This is a genomic window from Virgibacillus sp. W0430, assembly GCF_051846935.1.
GTDB lineage: Bacteria > Bacillota > Bacilli > Bacillales > Amphibacillaceae > JBPYCR01.
Genome location: NZ_JBPYCS010000008.1, coordinates 1 through 16883, shown reverse-complemented (window position 1 = coordinate 16883; position 16883 = coordinate 1). Strand labels below are relative to the sequence as shown.

At 37.8% G+C, this 16883-nt stretch carries 16 protein-coding genes, 1 pseudogene and 1 riboswitch; of the genes and pseudogenes, 15 read left to right on the top strand and 2 right to left on the bottom strand.

Annotated features, from left to right (window positions below; genetic code table 11):
- The first annotated feature begins 246 nt into the window (after positions 1-246).
- The gene (locus tag ACLIBH_RS06140) at positions 247-1023 is read left to right on the top strand and encodes an ABC transporter ATP-binding protein (RefSeq protein ID WP_439315824.1); all 777 of its coding nucleotides are present in this window, start codon (positions 247-249) and stop codon (positions 1021-1023) included.
- Between the two features lie 301 nt (positions 1024-1324).
- The gene (locus tag ACLIBH_RS06135; protein ID WP_439315823.1) at positions 1325-1792 is read left to right on the top strand and encodes a flavodoxin domain-containing protein; all 468 of its coding nucleotides are present in this window, start codon (positions 1325-1327) and stop codon (positions 1790-1792) included.
- A gap of 205 nt (positions 1793-1997) precedes the next feature.
- Here the strand turns inward: ACLIBH_RS06135 and ACLIBH_RS06130 are convergent, their stop codons facing one another.
- Positions 1998-3173 (bottom strand): type II secretion system protein, encoded by a 1176-nt coding sequence (locus ACLIBH_RS06130; protein WP_439315822.1) that lies wholly within the window; start codon positions 3171-3173, stop codon positions 1998-2000.
- Between the two features lie 61 nt (positions 3174-3234).
- On the opposite strand from ACLIBH_RS06130, the gene ACLIBH_RS06125 reads away from it, so the two are divergent.
- The 10 genes from ACLIBH_RS06125 (at position 3235) to ACLIBH_RS06080 (ending at position 12094) form a co-directional block, all read left to right on the top strand.
- On the top strand, positions 3235-3687 hold the full coding sequence (locus ACLIBH_RS06125) for a type II secretion system protein (RefSeq protein WP_439315821.1): 453 nt from the start codon (positions 3235-3237) through the stop codon (positions 3685-3687).
- Positions 3680-4135, top strand: a complete 456-nt coding sequence (locus tag ACLIBH_RS06120; protein ID WP_439315820.1) for a hypothetical protein — start codon at positions 3680-3682, stop codon at positions 4133-4135. The genes ACLIBH_RS06125 and ACLIBH_RS06120 overlap by 8 nt, the downstream gene beginning before the upstream one ends.
- Before the next feature lie 47 nt (positions 4136-4182).
- Positions 4183-5796 carry a GspE/PulE family protein gene (locus tag ACLIBH_RS06115; protein WP_439315819.1) on the top strand — a complete coding sequence of 538 codons (1614 nt, stop codon included), beginning with the start codon at positions 4183-4185 and terminating at the stop codon, positions 5794-5796.
- 10 nt (positions 5797-5806) lie between these two features.
- Positions 5807-6841, top strand: coding sequence for a type IV pilus twitching motility protein PilT (locus ACLIBH_RS06110; protein WP_439315818.1), 1035 nt, complete (start codon positions 5807-5809; stop codon positions 6839-6841).
- A gap of 152 nt (positions 6842-6993) precedes the next feature.
- Entirely contained in the window at positions 6994-8193 is a 1200-nt protein-coding gene (locus ACLIBH_RS06105; protein WP_439315817.1) for a type II secretion system F family protein, read from the top strand.
- A 53-nt stretch (positions 8194-8246) separates the two neighbouring features.
- A riboswitch (cyclic di-GMP riboswitch) is annotated at positions 8247-8330 on the top strand.
- 21 nt (positions 8331-8351) lie between these two features.
- Entirely contained in the window at positions 8352-8711 is a 360-nt protein-coding gene (locus tag ACLIBH_RS06100; protein ID WP_439315816.1) for a prepilin-type N-terminal cleavage/methylation domain-containing protein, read from the top strand.
- 148 nt (positions 8712-8859) lie between these two features.
- Positions 8860-9759, top strand: coding sequence for a type IV pilus biogenesis protein PilM (gene pilM / locus ACLIBH_RS06095; protein WP_439315815.1), 900 nt, complete (start codon positions 8860-8862; stop codon positions 9757-9759).
- A gap of 12 nt (positions 9760-9771) precedes the next feature.
- A complete protein-coding gene (locus ACLIBH_RS06090; protein WP_439315814.1) occupies positions 9772-10329 on the top strand; it encodes a hypothetical protein in 558 nt (185 codons plus the stop codon).
- Positions 10310-10855 carry a hypothetical protein gene (locus ACLIBH_RS06085; RefSeq protein WP_439315813.1) on the top strand — a complete coding sequence of 182 codons (546 nt, stop codon included), beginning with the start codon at positions 10310-10312 and terminating at the stop codon, positions 10853-10855. Before ACLIBH_RS06090 ends, ACLIBH_RS06085 begins: the two co-directional genes overlap by 20 nt.
- Positions 10856-11173: 318 nt before the next feature.
- Positions 11174-12094, top strand: a complete 921-nt coding sequence (locus ACLIBH_RS06080; protein WP_439315812.1) for a DMT family transporter — start codon at positions 11174-11176, stop codon at positions 12092-12094.
- A gap of 81 nt (positions 12095-12175) precedes the next feature.
- Here ACLIBH_RS06080 and ACLIBH_RS06075 read toward each other — a convergent pair.
- A pseudogene (locus tag ACLIBH_RS06075) lies at positions 12176-13508 on the bottom strand (short-chain fatty acid transporter).
- Positions 13509-13972: 464 nt separating this feature from the next.
- Between ACLIBH_RS06075 and hag the strand changes: the two are divergent.
- From hag to ACLIBH_RS06060, 3 genes are all read left to right on the top strand, one after another.
- On the top strand, positions 13973-14809 hold the full coding sequence (gene hag, locus ACLIBH_RS06070) for a flagellin Hag (protein WP_439315811.1): 837 nt from the start codon (positions 13973-13975) through the stop codon (positions 14807-14809).
- A 405-nt stretch (positions 14810-15214) separates the two neighbouring features.
- Positions 15215-15823, top strand: coding sequence for a hypothetical protein (locus ACLIBH_RS06065; protein ID WP_439315810.1), 609 nt, complete (start codon positions 15215-15217; stop codon positions 15821-15823).
- On the top strand, positions 15813-16883 hold a 1071-nt coding region (locus tag ACLIBH_RS06060; protein ID WP_439315809.1), incomplete at its 3' end, for a motility associated factor glycosyltransferase family protein. The genes ACLIBH_RS06065 and ACLIBH_RS06060, both read left to right, overlap by 11 nt.

Genomic DNA, 16883 nt, shown 5'->3' with positions numbered 1-16883 from the left:
CAATACTAAATTACGATCCGGCTGGCTAGTGGCAACGTCTCAACTAATTTGAGAAGTTTGAATGTTGCTCACGGAATGTGAGTATCGCCTATGCATGAAATGCGAGATAAGTAAACCATGTTCTTACCAAATAAAGTAAATGACAATATATATTTTTGGACAGTTTCATGTGTAAAAGCTAAACTAGATGGGAAGTATTTTCTGAATTGCTAAACGAACCGGAATTTTTTAATAAGGGGGAGCTTGATGGTTATTAATATGACAAAAGTGTCCTGGAAAAGGTCGGGAAAAACCATTTTAACGGATATTAATTGGCAAGTGAATAAGGGCGAGCATTGGGCAGTTTTAGGCTTAAACGGCTCCGGTAAAACAACGCTTTTAAATATGGTGAATGGGTACATATGGCCGACAACTGGAGAAGTAACGGTATTAGGGAAAAAGTTCGGAAAAACAGACCTTCGTGAACTTCGTCAATCGATTGGCTGGGTTAGCTCGTCGTTGCAGGAAAGAATGAATGGAAGGCATCTTGTTGAAGATATTATCGTAAGTGGGAAATTTGCTTCCATTGGCCTATACCATGTAGAGACAACAGAAGCAGATTTTGAACGGGCGCATGCTTTAATGGAACAATTAGGCTGTGCTTATTTATATAACCGAACATACGATACGTGCTCGAACGGGGAAAAACAAAAAATATTAATCGCACGTGGATTAATGTCCTCTCCTAAACTGTTAATCCTTGATGAGCCGACGAGCGGACTTGATTGTATCGCGCGCGATGAATTGCTACACGCCCTTCAAAATCTGCTCCAGTCAAAAACAGCACCGACGCTTATATATGTGACGCATCATATTGAAGAAGTGTTACCTATTTTTTCGCATACATTATTAATGAAGCAAGAGACTATTTATGATCAAGGGAAGCGGAAGGATGTTTTAACAGAAAAGAATTTAAGCGCATTTTTTGAAAAGCCTGTTTTAGTTGAATGGCATAGCGATCGCCCGTGGATGACGTTAGCTTAGTGTGTAAACTCTTCCTTCTTCGTTAAACTGCTTTTTAATGGAACAGGTTCAGCTAGTAATGAAAATATATTTAGAGTTTTCGGATGTATGTGTGGGAAATTAGGAAAGCTCTTCAACACGAGCGAATGGATATGCGAGACTCCAACGGGAAGAAAGAGATCGGTGAGACCACACAGTGCTTAGTACGACGAGGCTTGCCATTCGACCGCTGAAAGCGAATATTCCATGAGTGGAAGTGTTAGAAGATTTCTCCTTCTACAATATTTCCCAGATCCCCTATATTTGCTATGGAGAGGTGCAAATGGCAAAAGTATTCATTGTGTATACAAGTGCAACTGGAAATACGGAAATAATGGCCGAAGCAATGGTCGATTATTTTATAAAAGCTGGGCATACGGTTGTTCTTAAAACATTTGATTTTGATTTAATTAAAGCAGAAGAATTGGGGCATTACGATGCAGTGCTTGTTGGTACGTATACGTGGGACGACGGAGAACTTCCATATGAAGTGGAAGACTTTTATGATGCGTTAGAAGAAGTTGAGCTTATCGGAGTAGTTTTCGGTGTTTTTGGTTCTGCGGATTCGTTTTATGATACGTATGGCGGAGCGATTGACTTGATAGCAGAACAAGCAAATAAAACAAAAGCAACCGTTGTCCCGGAGCGACTGAAAGTAGATTTGGAGCCAGACGAAGCAGACATAAGGCGTTGTCAAGCATTCGCTAATAAAGTTTGTACGTTGATAAAAGCTAATAAAAAAGACGTATAAGGCTGCATTGTTTACAAGACGGAAAGATGCAATGACAAAAGTATCTCAAAAGAACGCTTCGCGGTAGAAATATCACCGGCAAAAAGCGTTCTTCTTTATTAAGAGATAAGGTATTTCCGGAGCTAACTCGTTCATCATTTGGATTTTTCACATAGCCGCTTTGTTTCGGCTCGACCTTATTTTGAAATGCGTCCAATCCGATACGCTAAGAGCAGGTCGAATCTCCTCCAACAGTAATCGAATTTCTCTTCTCTTTTTTTACTTTTTTCATACACGTTGCATCGCCGCCAATTCGGATTGATGCACGATCTTCCATCATAATTTGATCGGAAAAAGTACCATTACCGCCAATAGTAAGGGCAGTATCCTCATCCATCTCCACTTTTTTAGAAAAAGTAGCATGGTTTGTAATCGTAAGCTTTGCATCTTCTTCCATAGTTACTTTACTCTGAAACTGGCCGCTCCCACCAATCGTAAACGTACTATCCTCATCCATTTCCACTTTCTTTATATGATTAGAATTACCGTCTACTTCTAGTTTGGCATCGTCTTCTATTTTCAACGCTCGGAATTGCGCATTCCCTTTTATAACGACTTTTGCATCCTCTTCAAACGTTGCATCTTGATTAAAAGTAGCAGTTTGGAATACGGTGATTTTGACACCCTCTTCTATCTCCACTTTTTTATCCGTAAACAGATGGTGACCTACTTCGATATGCTCGTTATTTTCTAGTTCCATTTTCCCTTTTTTCCATAAGCTTTTATATGTCCCATGTTTATCTTTATTCGGTCCATTGTATTGTTCGCAGTTTTTCTCCATAGCGCTACCTGTCCAAACAATATTCATTTGCTGATATTGTGGATTGTCTAGGCATGGCAAAGTATTTGTCGTATAATTCCAATCGATATCATTTGGATCCGCCACGCCTTCACTATTAGAAGCGTTGAGCACTAATGCGATCTGCGAAGGTGGTGGCTGCTCCCAAGCAGCTGCTAAAGTAATGGATTGCCCTTCTATATTTTGTAATGTAACTTCGACCTCTAATGGCTCGTCCACGTTTACACCGTGTATACAACCATTCGTAAGTTCCAAATCCGTTTCACCATTTACAATTGTATAATTATCGATCGTGAATTGTTCGTTATTCTCATCATAACAAAGCACTGGTTCTCCTGCATAATATTGACTTTTCCATTCACTCATTAACACATTTCCGTCCTGATTTAATGCAATTGCTCCACTTGTTTTCTTTTCGTTGTTTAAACCTTGAAAAACAAAGGAATATAGTAATGAGCCTACGATTGCTAAAATAGCGATCACAGCGAGTAATTCAACGAGCGTAACTCCATCTTCTCTTTTGAAATTCGACAAGTTCAGCATGTTAATCACTTCCATAAATGATATACTTAAAGGAAAAGAACCAAAAGTGCGGTGAACTCTATTGTATAGTAAAAAGAAGGAAAAAAATAGTGTCGGCTTCACGCTAGTAGAGCTTATTGTTTCTATTACATTAATAAGCATTGTTATTGTCGTGTTATTGCCAATGTTCCCACAGCTATTAAATTGGTCCAAACAAACGAATGAAGAGCTTGTTTCGAGTAATTTACTCGATCAATTTGTGTTTGACTTAAAAAACGATGAATCTTTACGTGCCTATGTAGATAACTCTCCAAATGTTGCAAACTGTGAGCAATCAGAAACTCCATATGCACTTGATGAAGGCTACACAACAACTGTTGATAATCAACGATTTAAACCTACATTAACATTTTGTCAAACAGAACGAGAAAAAGAGCTTAACTTATACCGGGGCAATGTGCACGTGTTTGCAAATGGAGAAGACTTAAAAAATACATATTTCTATATGACCGCAGCAGGTGATGCAGATGAATAAATATCAAAACGAACAAGGTGCTGCACTTGTTTTGACATTATTACTTATTACGTTAATTACGCTTCTTTTACTCGGTCAATTTTATCAAGTAACAAATACAGCTGGTCAGGTAGCAACGATGGAAAAAAATATCGAATCCCGTCATTTAGCGGAAATGGGTGTAGAGTATTATCAACAGCTGATTGCTTCAAAACAAGCTGAGTTAACAGAAGCAGCACAGGCATCCGGTTTTCAAGGTGTTGAAGAAAAGCTTCAGGAATGGAACGGAACGGAAGTACTAACCGTTCAAGTGGAAGGAGAACGAAAATACTTTACGATTGAAAATGTCACACTAGATCAACAAACAGAGAATGAAATAATAGTTGAATTTACGAGTTTAGGGACAGCCAATGGCAAAGAAGTGCGCGAAAATAACGAAATTATAATTACGATAATGCGTAACAAATAAGTGCTTGAAAAATGTACATTTGTCAGTGTTCAAGGGAGCGATAACTTATGGTAGTAAGAAAACGGTTAGGAGATCTGTTGCAAGAAGCTGGTATTGTAACAGAAGAACAAATTATTGATACGATTGAAAACAATAACAGTAATAAAAAACTTGGAGATGCTCTACTTGACCGTGGGTTTATCACAGAACGGCAACTGATTGAAGTGTTAGAGTTTCAGCTAGGCATTCCGCACGTTCAATTGTTTCATTATCCGATTGATCCCAAAGTATTAAGCTATGTAAATAAGGAAACAGCACAGCGTCATTATATAATGCCATTAAAAATGGATGCCGATTCACTCGTTCTCGCCATGAATGATCCGATGGACTATTATATTATTGACGATTTGGAAATATCTACTGGACTAAGCATTTCCCCAGTAATTGCTGCAAAGGACGATATTTTATTTACAATAAATAAGTATTATGAGCATGGTCAAGGCGAAACCGATGTAAATGAGTCCGAAACAACAATTATCGAAGTACTCGATCAATTGCTGCAGTCAGGTGTGCAACTGAAGGCAAGTGATATTCACATTGATGCACAGGATGCCCATTTGCTCGTTCGTTTTCGAATTGACGGCCGATTACAAACGGAAAGAAAATTACCAAAAAGCATGCACCAATCGTTGATTGCGCGAATTAAAATTTTAGCCAACTTGAATATTACAGAAACACGATTGCCACAAGATGGGCGAATTAAAACGACGGTAGGCCTTTCCCCAGTAGACTTACGTATTTCAACGTTGCCAACGGTTGATGGCGAAAAAGTAGTAATTCGAATTTTGGACTTAAGTAGTGCTTTGATGCAATTGAAGGAACTAAGTTTTTCTAAAGAAAATTATGAACGATATACACGATTAATAACCGAGCCGTCGGGTCTTATTTTAATTAGTGGCCCGACGGGATCAGGAAAAACGTCAACGTTGTATGCATCCATTAAGCAGTTGAATGATGAACACGTAAATATTATTACGGTTGAAGATCCTGTTGAAATCCAGCTTGAGGGAGTTAATCAGGTTCAGGTGAATAGTGGAATTGATTTAACATTTGCCAGAGGGTTGCGTTCGATTTTACGACAGGATCCGAATATTATTATGGTCGGAGAGATAAGAGACCAAGAAACTGCAGAAATTGCCATTCGAGCTTCCTTGACAGGCCACCTCGTATTTAGCACGATTCATACGAATAGTGCATTGGATACGATTCCGAGACTGTTTGATATGGGGATTGAGCCATATTTAGTTGTATCATCTATCTCTGGCATTGTAGCCCAACGACTTGTACGCAAAATTTGTCGTGATTGCCAGACGGAAAGAGAGCCAACAATTTTAGAAAAGGAAATATTTGCTAAAAATAATATAACTGTCTCTACAATCTATGAAGGAAAAGGCTGCAACAGTTGTCAGCAAAAGGGTTATCGTGGACGGATCGCCATTCACGAAGTAGTCGTAATTACCGACGAAATTAGAAAAAAATTAATGGACAATCGTTCAGTCGTTGAAATCCGAGATGATTTGCGAAGGAACGGTACATCCTTCCTTATCCATGACGGGCTAGAAAAAGTGAAGGCGGGGTTGACGTCGATGGAGGAGTTAATGCAAGTAACGATACAGACGTAGGGGGTAGAAGATGAAGGATTTATTAAATCGCTGGTTGCAAATAGCTACTGAACAAAATGCTTCAGATGTTCATTTGACTGTAAATAAAGCACCTGTATTTCGAATAAACGGCAAATTAATTGAAACGAGTGAAGCTGTATTAAATCCGTCACATATTGAAGCGATATGTGTAGCAATATTGTCTGAATCTGCTTGGGAAATATTGCAGAAAAATAAAGAAATCGATTTTTCTTATACGTTGGACAATCGTATACGTTTTCGGATGAATGCATTTTATCAGCGTAATCATTTAGCGCTCGCAATTCGTTTAATCCCAACGGAAATACCTTCATTGGAGCAGTTACATATGCCTTCCGTTGTGAATGAATTATCTCGTCTGCCACAGGGACTCATTCTCGTTACTGGACCTACAGGGAGTGGTAAGACGACAACGCTTGCATCAATGCTTGATTATATAAATCAAACGAGCGAGAAACACATTATTACGTTAGAAGATCCGATAGAATACGTACATGCACATAAGCGGTCTATTATTGATCAGCGCGAAGTCGGCCTAGACACGCTTAGCTTTATTAATGGGCTGCGTGCTAGCTTACGACAAGATCCGGATATCATACTTGTTGGGGAAATGCGTGATCTAGAGACGATAGCAACAGCAATTACAGCAGCGGAAACCGGTCATCTCGTATTGAGTACGCTCCATACGTCTGATGCTGTCTCTACGATTGAACGGATTATCGACGTGTTTCCAGCTGAACAGCAGACACAAATACGAATTCAACTTTCTACTATTTTAAAGGCTGTTATTTCCCAACGGTTGTTCCCGACTGCAGATGGAAGAGGAAGAAAGGTTGCGACAGAAGTATTAATTAATACGCCAGCAGTAAAAAATTTAATCCGAAATGAAAAGCTTTACCAAATTCAAAATGTGTTGCAAACGTCCAAAAATTCAGGAATGCATACGTTAGAGATGGATTTACGTCGCCTACTACAAGAAAATAGTATTCATTACGAAACGGCAAAGCCTTATTTAAGTGAAGCATAGCAAGCTGAGAATATAGTTAGAGATTAAAGCGGAAAGCTTCCGCCTGTAGTGCAAAGTAACGGGAATAACATACCCGTTTATTGCGATAGAAACATCTAGAAACAATAGACGGAATAATAATGCCTAAGCATAATATACGAGGAGGGATGTGGGTGAATTTTCAATATGAAGCGAAACGATTGTCTGGTGAACGCTTAAAGGGGAAGATTGATGCGGATAACAAAACAGAAGCGTTACGCGAGCTTGAAAAAGAAGGGTATATTATCTATCATATTGAAGAAACGAAGCCATGGAATAAAGACCTCGCGTTCCATAGGAAAATAAAGAATAAAGATTTTGTCATCTTTTTACGGCAGTATGCTACTCTAATACAATCAGGAATCCCGATTGCAACGGCAACGAACACGATGGCACAACAAACAAATATATACATGTTAAAAATTGCGCTCGAGGATATATATAAGCGATTACGACAGGGACAATCCCTTTCCTCATCCGCTATGATCCATCCAACCATTTTTCCAGAATTACTTATTTCTATGATTGAAGCGGGAGAAGCGAGTGGGAAATTGGATGACATTTTAGGGCAAATGGCGACGTACTATGAAAAGCAGTACACGAATCGACAAAAGATACTATCCGCATTAATGTATCCTACTATTGTCGGTATCATTACATTTGTTTTAGTAGTTTTTTTACTCATTTTTGTCGTGCCGCAATTTGTCTCGATGTTTAATTCCTTTGACCAGGAACTACCTTTTTATACCAAATTGATTGTGAATCTTAGCCAATGGGCCGGAAACTATTGGTGGATATTCTTTGTATTCCTTCTATTACTCGTAGTATTTTATCAAAGAGCGATGAAAAATGGATCCTTTGCCTATAAAATGGATGTAATTAAAATGAAGATTCCTATTTTTGGTCAACTCGTTTATAAAGGCGCATTCGTGCGAGCTACCCAAACGTTAAGCACGCTTTTTTATAGTGGTGTACCAATTCTTCAAGCCGTTGAAATTACCGAAAAAGTTGTCGGAAACCGTGTCATTCGAGGAATATTTGTGCAATCACGCAATGCATTAACGAGCGGAAAATCAATGACTACACCAATGCAAGGGCATTGGGCCTTTCCAACACTTGTTGTTCAAATGATCCAAATTGGTGAACAAACTGGGACGTTAGATTCGATGCTATTAAAGGTAGCGCACTTTTATGAAGAGGAAGTAGAGCATTTATCCGAACGAATTAAAACGATGATCGAACCGCTCATTATTGTTGTTTTAGCTGTTGTTGTAGGTGGAATTATTTTGGCAATTGTTCTGCCAATGTTTTCAATGTTTGAGAATTTTATCTAAAAAACTTAAAATAAACACTAAATTTGTCGATTTAATTTAAATTTTCTTATATAATAGAATTAGGATACAATGATAGATTATCTCTACTTGGGCACTTGGATAATCTGGAGTTATTAGTGCAACCGACCTAATTTACTAATTAATTAGGAGGAATTCATATGATGATGAAACTTAAGAAAATGTTCAAGAAGGAAAAAGGATTTACGCTAGTAGAGTTATTAGCGGTTATCGTTATTTTAGGCATTATTGCAGCTGTCGCTGTTCCTGCTATTGGAAACATTTTAGATAAATCTAAGACAGATGTTCACGAAGCGAACTGTGATTTGGTGGCAAATGCCGCACGGCTTGCAGATGTAGCAGGAGAAATTGATGGCAGCACGACATTGCAAGATTTAGTCGATGCTGAATTTTTAGAAGAAATTCCTACAGATCCTGAAACTGAAGCCCCTTATGCAGGGACTACAGCTGTTGCTCAAACCGACGGTAAAGGGAAGTATATAATGGCTGGTTGTGAATAACTAACCAGTTATAGCAACGCAGGACAAGTTAACGATCGCATTTTAAATGAATAAGGCACACAATCGGACGCCCTTGCTTATGCAACATAGGGCGTCTGATACGTATAAGGGCTAATTGGCATATTTAAACAATCGGGCAGGTGAAAATGTGGTATTCTCAATAAAAGGTCGTGTCAACATCGTTATTACAAATCAAGTAATTCGGTATTCCTATCATAAGCACCCCTCAAAGGACGGACTCGTATATAAAGGCGAACTAGAGCTTCCGGTTAATACAATTCAAGATGGTGTCATTTTAAATGCAGCCGTTTTTAAGGAAATGCTCCGTAAACTTGTCGTTGAACATAAATGGAGGCGTAAAAAACTTTATTTTTCTGTTCCGGATAGTACCGTCGTTATCCGGCAAATGACTATTCCAGCAACGTTAGACAAAGGGGAAGCAATTGGCTATATCAAAACACAGCTCGGCAATTCAATCCATTTGCCGTTTGACAATCCAGCGCTTGCTGTTGCGTATTTGGAAGAAAAGCAAGAAGAACGTGACATTTTATTATATGCATATCCAAAAGAAAAAATAGATTCCTTCATATCTGCATTTGAAGAAGTAGGCTTAAAAGCAGTTGTTGCAGACCTCACCTTTCTATCTGTCTACCGTTATTACTATTACGAGCAAAAGGAACGTGCGAACCATATTTTACTCGCTCATTGGAATATTGATACGTTAGTTTTAACTGCTTTTCATCAAAATAAAGCCATTTTCACTCGTTATGTAAAAACAGGCACAGGAACAGATGACGTAATGCAGCGCCAGTTGATTCAAGATCAACTCGTTGAAATAAGAAGAATACTAGATTTCTATCGATATTCAATAATGAACGGCGAAGCCGGCGTTGAGCAGCTTTTATTCGCAGGCGATCTTCCTTATTTGCCAGATGCAATAAAAGCAGCGAAGGAAGAATTTGCAGTAGATATTTACCAATTTGAGCTAGCAAATGAACAATTAAAATACATTGATTTACTTGGCTTAGCAATAAAACAAGATGTATAAAAGGAGGAGCATATGCCAGTTGAAATAAATTTCATTGAAAAGAAAGAAAATAAATATGCTTCTTCTTTATTTGTTGTAAGTATGTTTATTTTGATGATGATCCTTGTGGCAAGTATTGTTTTTATTCAACGTCAAGACCTTACAACAAAAATAGAAACAAATAAAGAAAAGCTAGCCCAATGGGAGACCGAATTACTACAGTTGCAAGCGGATACTGCGGATGAACAATTGCTAGAGAAAATTGAACAGGAAATGTCGATCGTACAGCAAGAGGCGTTTCCTGTATACCCTCTTTATCGTCAGAACATTAATCAACTGACGAAGAAAGACCGACTCTTAGCCTATAAAATAACCGATCAAAGTGAGGCTATACTAATCGGTGAATTTACGACGTTGAGTGCCGTTGCGAATTATGCAGAAAAATTAGCGGAACAGCAATATATTATTGACATAGAGCTGACAGAAATAAACAAGGATAGCGACAGCCACTTTGAAGCAGTGGTAACTGTCCAATTGGATTCCGCCTTGGTAATAGAGGAGTTAAATGAATATGCGCAATCGACGAACTAAATTTTATATAATCATAAGTATTGTTTTACTATGTGTTTCCGCGCTCATTTATTCTCTATTCTATTTCAATATGATTCGCCCACTTGCTGAAAAATCCGATAATCTTATGCAAGAAGTAGAAATTTATGAAAAACAAGTAACCAAATTAAAAAAGCAGAAGAATGAATTAGATGAGGAGCCGCTTTCAGAAATTACGTTACAGGTACCGATCGAAAAAACACCAGACACTGTGCTTCGTCAGCTTGAAGAACATGCCAAAAAAACAAACGTAAATATAATTGCTCTTGAAACGAAGGAAGAAAACGACGACGTTGGAGAAAAAGAGGCATCGGAACGTAATATAGAACAAATGGAATATGAGATAGAAATTACGGCCACGAATCTAACAGCTACACATTCATTCCTAGAAGCAATTTTAAAGGCGGAACGATTCTTTACGATTGAAGCGGTTGAAATAGAGCAGCAAGGAGAACAAGTGGAAGCTGTGCTGACAGTTGTAGCTTATTATATGGAAGCTGAAGAATAAGTGGTAATCTTTATCGATTGCATGAAGCCTACTCGGAATCGTTACACGCACACGAACGATTGTTGGTTTAAAGAAGTACATCATTAATCGGAATGAATAATGATAGTCGCTAGAATCTAGCGTACGCTTAAATAATAACCGCTACGATTCTTTTTAAATAGTTTCTTGTAATTGACGTACACGCATAGCTCCCCAGTATAGCTACACTTTAATTTTACAAATAGTTATCACTTATCCTTTAGCTCCGAATTCCATTCACTTGAAATGCGTCACTGTAGATTGCTATGATTGTTTCGACTTCTATAAAATGGAGGAAGCATGGAAAATCAACGAACAGCTCATCTAAATTTATTACGTAATAAAGTCATATTATGGTCGCTCATTATCCTCATTACAATGATATGGGGATATTCTTTTGTCATCATGAAGGATGCATTAACGTATATGGGCTCCTTTACATTTGCAGCAGCTCGCTTTGGTGTTGGGGCGCTTGTTTTGGTATTGCTCGTTTTAATATTAAAGCTCGGCATCCCTCCAAAACGGTATTGGAAGCACTTAGCAGCAGTCGGTCTCTTGCAAACTACGATCGTCTTTTTATTTATTATGCTCGCCCTTCGTTTTGTTGACGCTGGAAAAACATCTGTATTGTTGTATTCTATGCCAATGTGGAGCAGTCTGTTTGCAGCTAAATTATTAAGCGAAAAGATTACCCAAGCAAAACGAATCGGTCTAACAATAGGAATGGTTGGCTTGCTCTTCATTCTTGGAACGGATATTTGGAAGGGAGAAAACTTTGCCCATCTATTTGGAGAGCTACTAATTGTCTTAGCTGCTGTTGCTTGGGGAATTTCGAATGTATATTTTCGCTTAAAGCTAAATGATTTGCCAAAAATTCAATCCTCTGCGTATCAGATGGCATTTGGCTCAATCGGCTTGTTTATTGCGGCAAGTACAGTGGAATGGAACATGCCGATTGTATGGAATATGGAAAGCATTTATTATGTACTATTTACGGGAATTTTTGCTTCCGCCCTTTGTTTTACTGTGTGGTTTTTTATTCTTAGTTTAATAGATATGGTGACTGCGACTGTTTCAATGATGCTTGTTCCAGTATTTGCACTCCTTTTCGGTACAATTTTATTAGGAGAGCAATTGGCAGTGAGCGTACTACTCGGAGCAGTTCTCATTATTGTAGGTGTAGTAATCGCCCAGTTCAAACAAAAACAGACTTCAATATAACGGGCAAAATCGTCAGTTCGATAGCAGCAAAGCAAAAAATCCTCAAGCAGTGCAAGAGCTTGAGGTATTAATGAAAATCGATTAAAAGAATAATAATCCGATTGAAATAGGGATAAAGCTATAAATTAATATGACGGTACAAAAGCCCATAATAGCGCGCACTTTCAAGCCAGCAATTGCCAAAAGCGGTAACGCCCAAAATGGTTGAATCATATTCGTCCACGCATCGACCCAAGCGACCGCCATCGTTGTTTTTGCCGTATCAACTCCAAGCTCCATAGCCGCAGGAATCATAATTTGAGCCTGTACCGCCCACTGACCACCTCCGGAAGGGACAAAGAAGTTGACGATCCCGGCGCTTATAAACGTAAATAACGGGAAAGTAAACTCCGTTGAAATGCTAACAAACTATAACGACATTTGCTCGGACAACCCAGAGGCGACCATCATGCCCATAATTCCTGCATAGAATGGAAATTGTACAATAATTCCTCCAACATTTTTCACCGCATTCGAAACACTGTGTAAAAAGCGACGCAGCGTTCGGTGAAAAATAATCCCTAAAAATAACATCGTCATATTAACAATATTAATATTTAAATCAAAGCCATTCCGTGCAAAATGATAAATAATAAATGCAAATCCGAGCAGACCTGCTAACAGCGATATAATTTGGCTATTTTCAAGACGATCGGCTGGTGTTCGTTTTTCTGTTTGTTCTTGTTCAGATTCTTCGTTAAACGCCGTCGCTTGCCAAGCAGCAGACTCGTTTGCTTGTAAAGGTCCTTGCGCTTTCATTAACATACGATTTACAAACGGTAACGTCAAAAGTAAAAAGATCACAATGAACAAATTATAGCTACTAAAGAGCGTTTCCGTAACGGAAACAACACCCATTGTATCCTCCAAAAAATGACCAGGCGTCGCAATTAATAAAGGTGCAGAAGCCGACAACCCACCATGCCATAGTAAAAAACCACTATATGCAGCAGCAATTAATAATCGAAAGCTAATTGAAGGAACCCGTTTTGCAACTTGAATGGCGAGTAACGCTCCAACAACAAGACCAAATCCGTAATTAATATACGAAGCAATTGCTGCGACAAACGTAACGAGCATAATTGCTTGCCCAGGTGAAGTGGCAAACGTACTCATTTTTACGAGCACATTTTTTACAAGTGGTGTGTTTGCAAGCACATAGCCAGTGATGACAATTAAAGACATTTGCATGGCAAACGCCAATAAGTTCCAAAAGCCATTTCCCCAAAACTCCACCATCTGAATAGGTGAGCTTCCTGTAAATAGAATGCCCATGAGAAAAGCGAGAAAAGTTAAAATAACAGCAAACAAAAAAGCATCTGGTAAAATACCTTTGGACAAGACGATCAAAAAACATTGTCATTGATTTAAGCATGCTCTCTTCTCCTTTCGTTTATTTATTTTCATATATATGATTATATATGATTGGCTGAGCGCAAACATGTCTTAGTGTAGGGGAGAGGAAGGAGGAAATCATGATGAACGAATGTTGATTCAAGATAAATATTTTAGAAATCTAAATTAAGGGGAATGGCGTGGGAAAAGGAAAGAGAGGAATTTTTTAAAAATGTTTGAAAGTAAAAATACAAGTTTATATAGATGGTACGGAAGCAATTCATCTAGTAAAAACGGAGCAACTCGATTTAGAATAGTTCCAGCTGGGGAAATATTTCCTCCAGATTTATAATTTGATCGAAAATAATTGAAAAAATTAATGAAAAAGGATTAAAGTTTAATAAAACGTGCCGATATACTTAGTAGAACACTCGATAAGTGTTCGAGCATGAGACACAAGGACGTGACTCATGAGAAAATATTACATACATGGAGGTATGGAAAATGATTATTAATCACAATATTTCAGCACTTAACACACACCGTCAGTTAGGTGCAAACAACAATGCGGTATCAGGTTCATTAGAAAAGCTTTCTTCTGGACTAAAGATTAACCGTGCAGGCGATGATGCAGCAGGTCTAGCAATCTCTGAGAAAATGCGTGGACAAATTCGTGGATTGGAAATGGCTTCTAAGAATGCTCAAGATGGTATTTCTCTTATCCAAACTGCGGAGGGAGCATTGAACGAAACACACGCAATTCTTCAAAGAATGCGAGAATTGACTGTCCAGGCAGGTAACACTGGAACTCAGGAAAGTGATGATTTGCAAGCTATTCAAGATGAAATTGATGAATTAGTAGCAGAAATTGATGGTATTGCTGATCGTACTCAGTTTAATGGAAAAGATTTACTCACAGGTACATTTTCTGGAAGTGGAAATGCGTTAACCTTCCAAATTGGTGCAAATAGTGGACAACAATTAGAATTGGAAATTTCAAGCATGAAAGCGGCAGATCTCGGAAGTGGTGTAGATGCTATAGATGTAACTTCATCTGGGTCTGGTTTTGATTCCAATATCGCAAAAATTGATAGTGCTATCACAGCAGTGTCGTCTCAAAGATCAAAGCTTGGAGCTACACAAAACCGTCTAGAGCACACAATCAATAACCTAGGCGCTTCTCAAGAAAACCTAACAGCTGCAGAATCACGTATTAGAGACGTTGATATGGCGAAAGAAATGATGGAGTTCACGAAGAACAACATCCTAACTCAAGCATCTCAAGCAATGCTCGCACAAGCGAATCAAACTCCTCAAGGAGTATTACAGCTACTTCGTTAAACATTAGTATGAAAGAAGCTCCAGAACGTCAACGTTTTGAGCTTCTTTCAGTTTATTTGAGCAAGTATTTTATAGTTTAGAAGGATTAAATGAATTGGTTAAATACGTTTTCGATACCACTAATTTATTCCGATTTTAATATTCAACGAGAATAAATTGAAATCTAAGCCTTGCTTCTCATACTTAAATTGTCAGTCCACCGTTGAGTACTATTACCGCTATTTACTCCCTCAAATGCTATGTATTAAAATAATTGAAGCTTCATGTTTATGATTATATTAATACCATTAATACAATTAGCCTACGATGCCCTCAGATAGTAAATACTTCAAAAACCTCTTGAATTCTACTTCAAACAATCCGATAATAAAAGAAAGCATAAAATTCGACATCTTGGAGGTTATTATGCAATTAATCCATAAAGACAAAAAATTCTTGATCAAAAATGACGATTCTCTTATAAATATATTATTTGGAAAAGTTAACGAGCTCATACAGCAAAAAGATGTTGTTTTCAGCCATTTACTAATAGACGGTACCGAAGTGTATGAAAATCACGAGGCTTACATACAAGAAAAAATTAACGAAATTATTGAGATAGAAATCGTAACGAAGACAAAAAAAGACTTGATTTGGGAAACAATGCAATCCGTCCATGAATACCTGCAACGTGCAATTCCAGCATTGAAGTCACTAGTTAATGACAGTTATGAAGGGTTTTCTGAGGAAACGTGGCAAGGAATTGATCAACTAGCTGAAGGGATGCAATGGATGGTTCAATTTTCAACATATACGAAGACTGTTAGCGGGAAACCAACGAATTGGTCGAATATCGAATCAAGTATGACTATTTGTGAAAAAAGTTTTGCACAACTGCTAGAAGCAGTGGAAGCACAAGATACGGTGTTGATTTCAGATATATTAGCTTATGAAATAACGCCTGCCTATGAATCCTTGGCAAAGAATGTAACAATTTCCTTGCAAGATGAGGAGTACATAAAACATGTTAATTGATAACATTTTACTATTGAGAGCCCGTTATCCAGCAATTCGCAACTTTTTTTCCCAGCATGAGAAGGAGTTGCGAATGCATCAATGGGAGGTATTGGAATCACGGGTAGGTGTTGATACAATTCGTTATAGATCTAAGGAAGACAAGTCATTAATGGTACACAGTATTTATAATCCAATCCAGGAAGCGGAAAGAGTGATCTCTGCACATCAGGATAAAATCAAGGAAAATACACATGTGTTTTTTTATGGAATTGGGATGGGCTACCATATAGAAAAATTCATTGAACAATTCCCAAATAATTCCTATTCTATGTATGAGCCGATTCCTGAGGTCTTTTTTGCGATGTCGCAGCACAAGGAACTGCAAAATGTTGTAACGAAAAAAACGAAGAATTTATATGTAGATAAAGTTACTGAAGAAGAATTGTCATACTTAGATGAATTTCAGACAAGTAATCAAAATATTCATCTTATAGTGTTGCCAAGCTATAAAAATATTGTTAAAGAAAAATATGAACAGTTTCACCAACACATTAAGGAAACAATTTCATCTAGACGTCAGAGCTTCCACACGAATGTAAAATTTCAAAAGCGGTGGGTAGAAAATAGCCTAAATAATTTTAAAGAGGTATTGAATACTCCAAACATGATGCGAGACATTGATCGCTCTCACTTTGAAGGTAAACCGGCTATAATTGTTTCAGCGGGTCCATCGCTTGCCGAAGATATAGAACATTTACGCTATGTTAAAGAAAATAATTTGTCTTATATTTTTTCCGTCGGTTCAGCTATAAATAGTTTAATAGAATTTGATGTGTTGCCAGATGCTGTGTTTACATATGATCCAGGAGAAATAAACCGCAAAGTATTTAAAAAAATGATTGATTGTGAAATTAAACATATTCCAATGGTGTTTGGCTCAAGTGTTGGATACGAAACAATAGAAGAATACATAGGCCCAAAAGTTCATTTCATAACGTCACAAGATAGAACATCACTTTATTTTCTAAGAGATCAATTGGACATAGAACGAGGTCTAATTTTAGATTCACCTTCTATT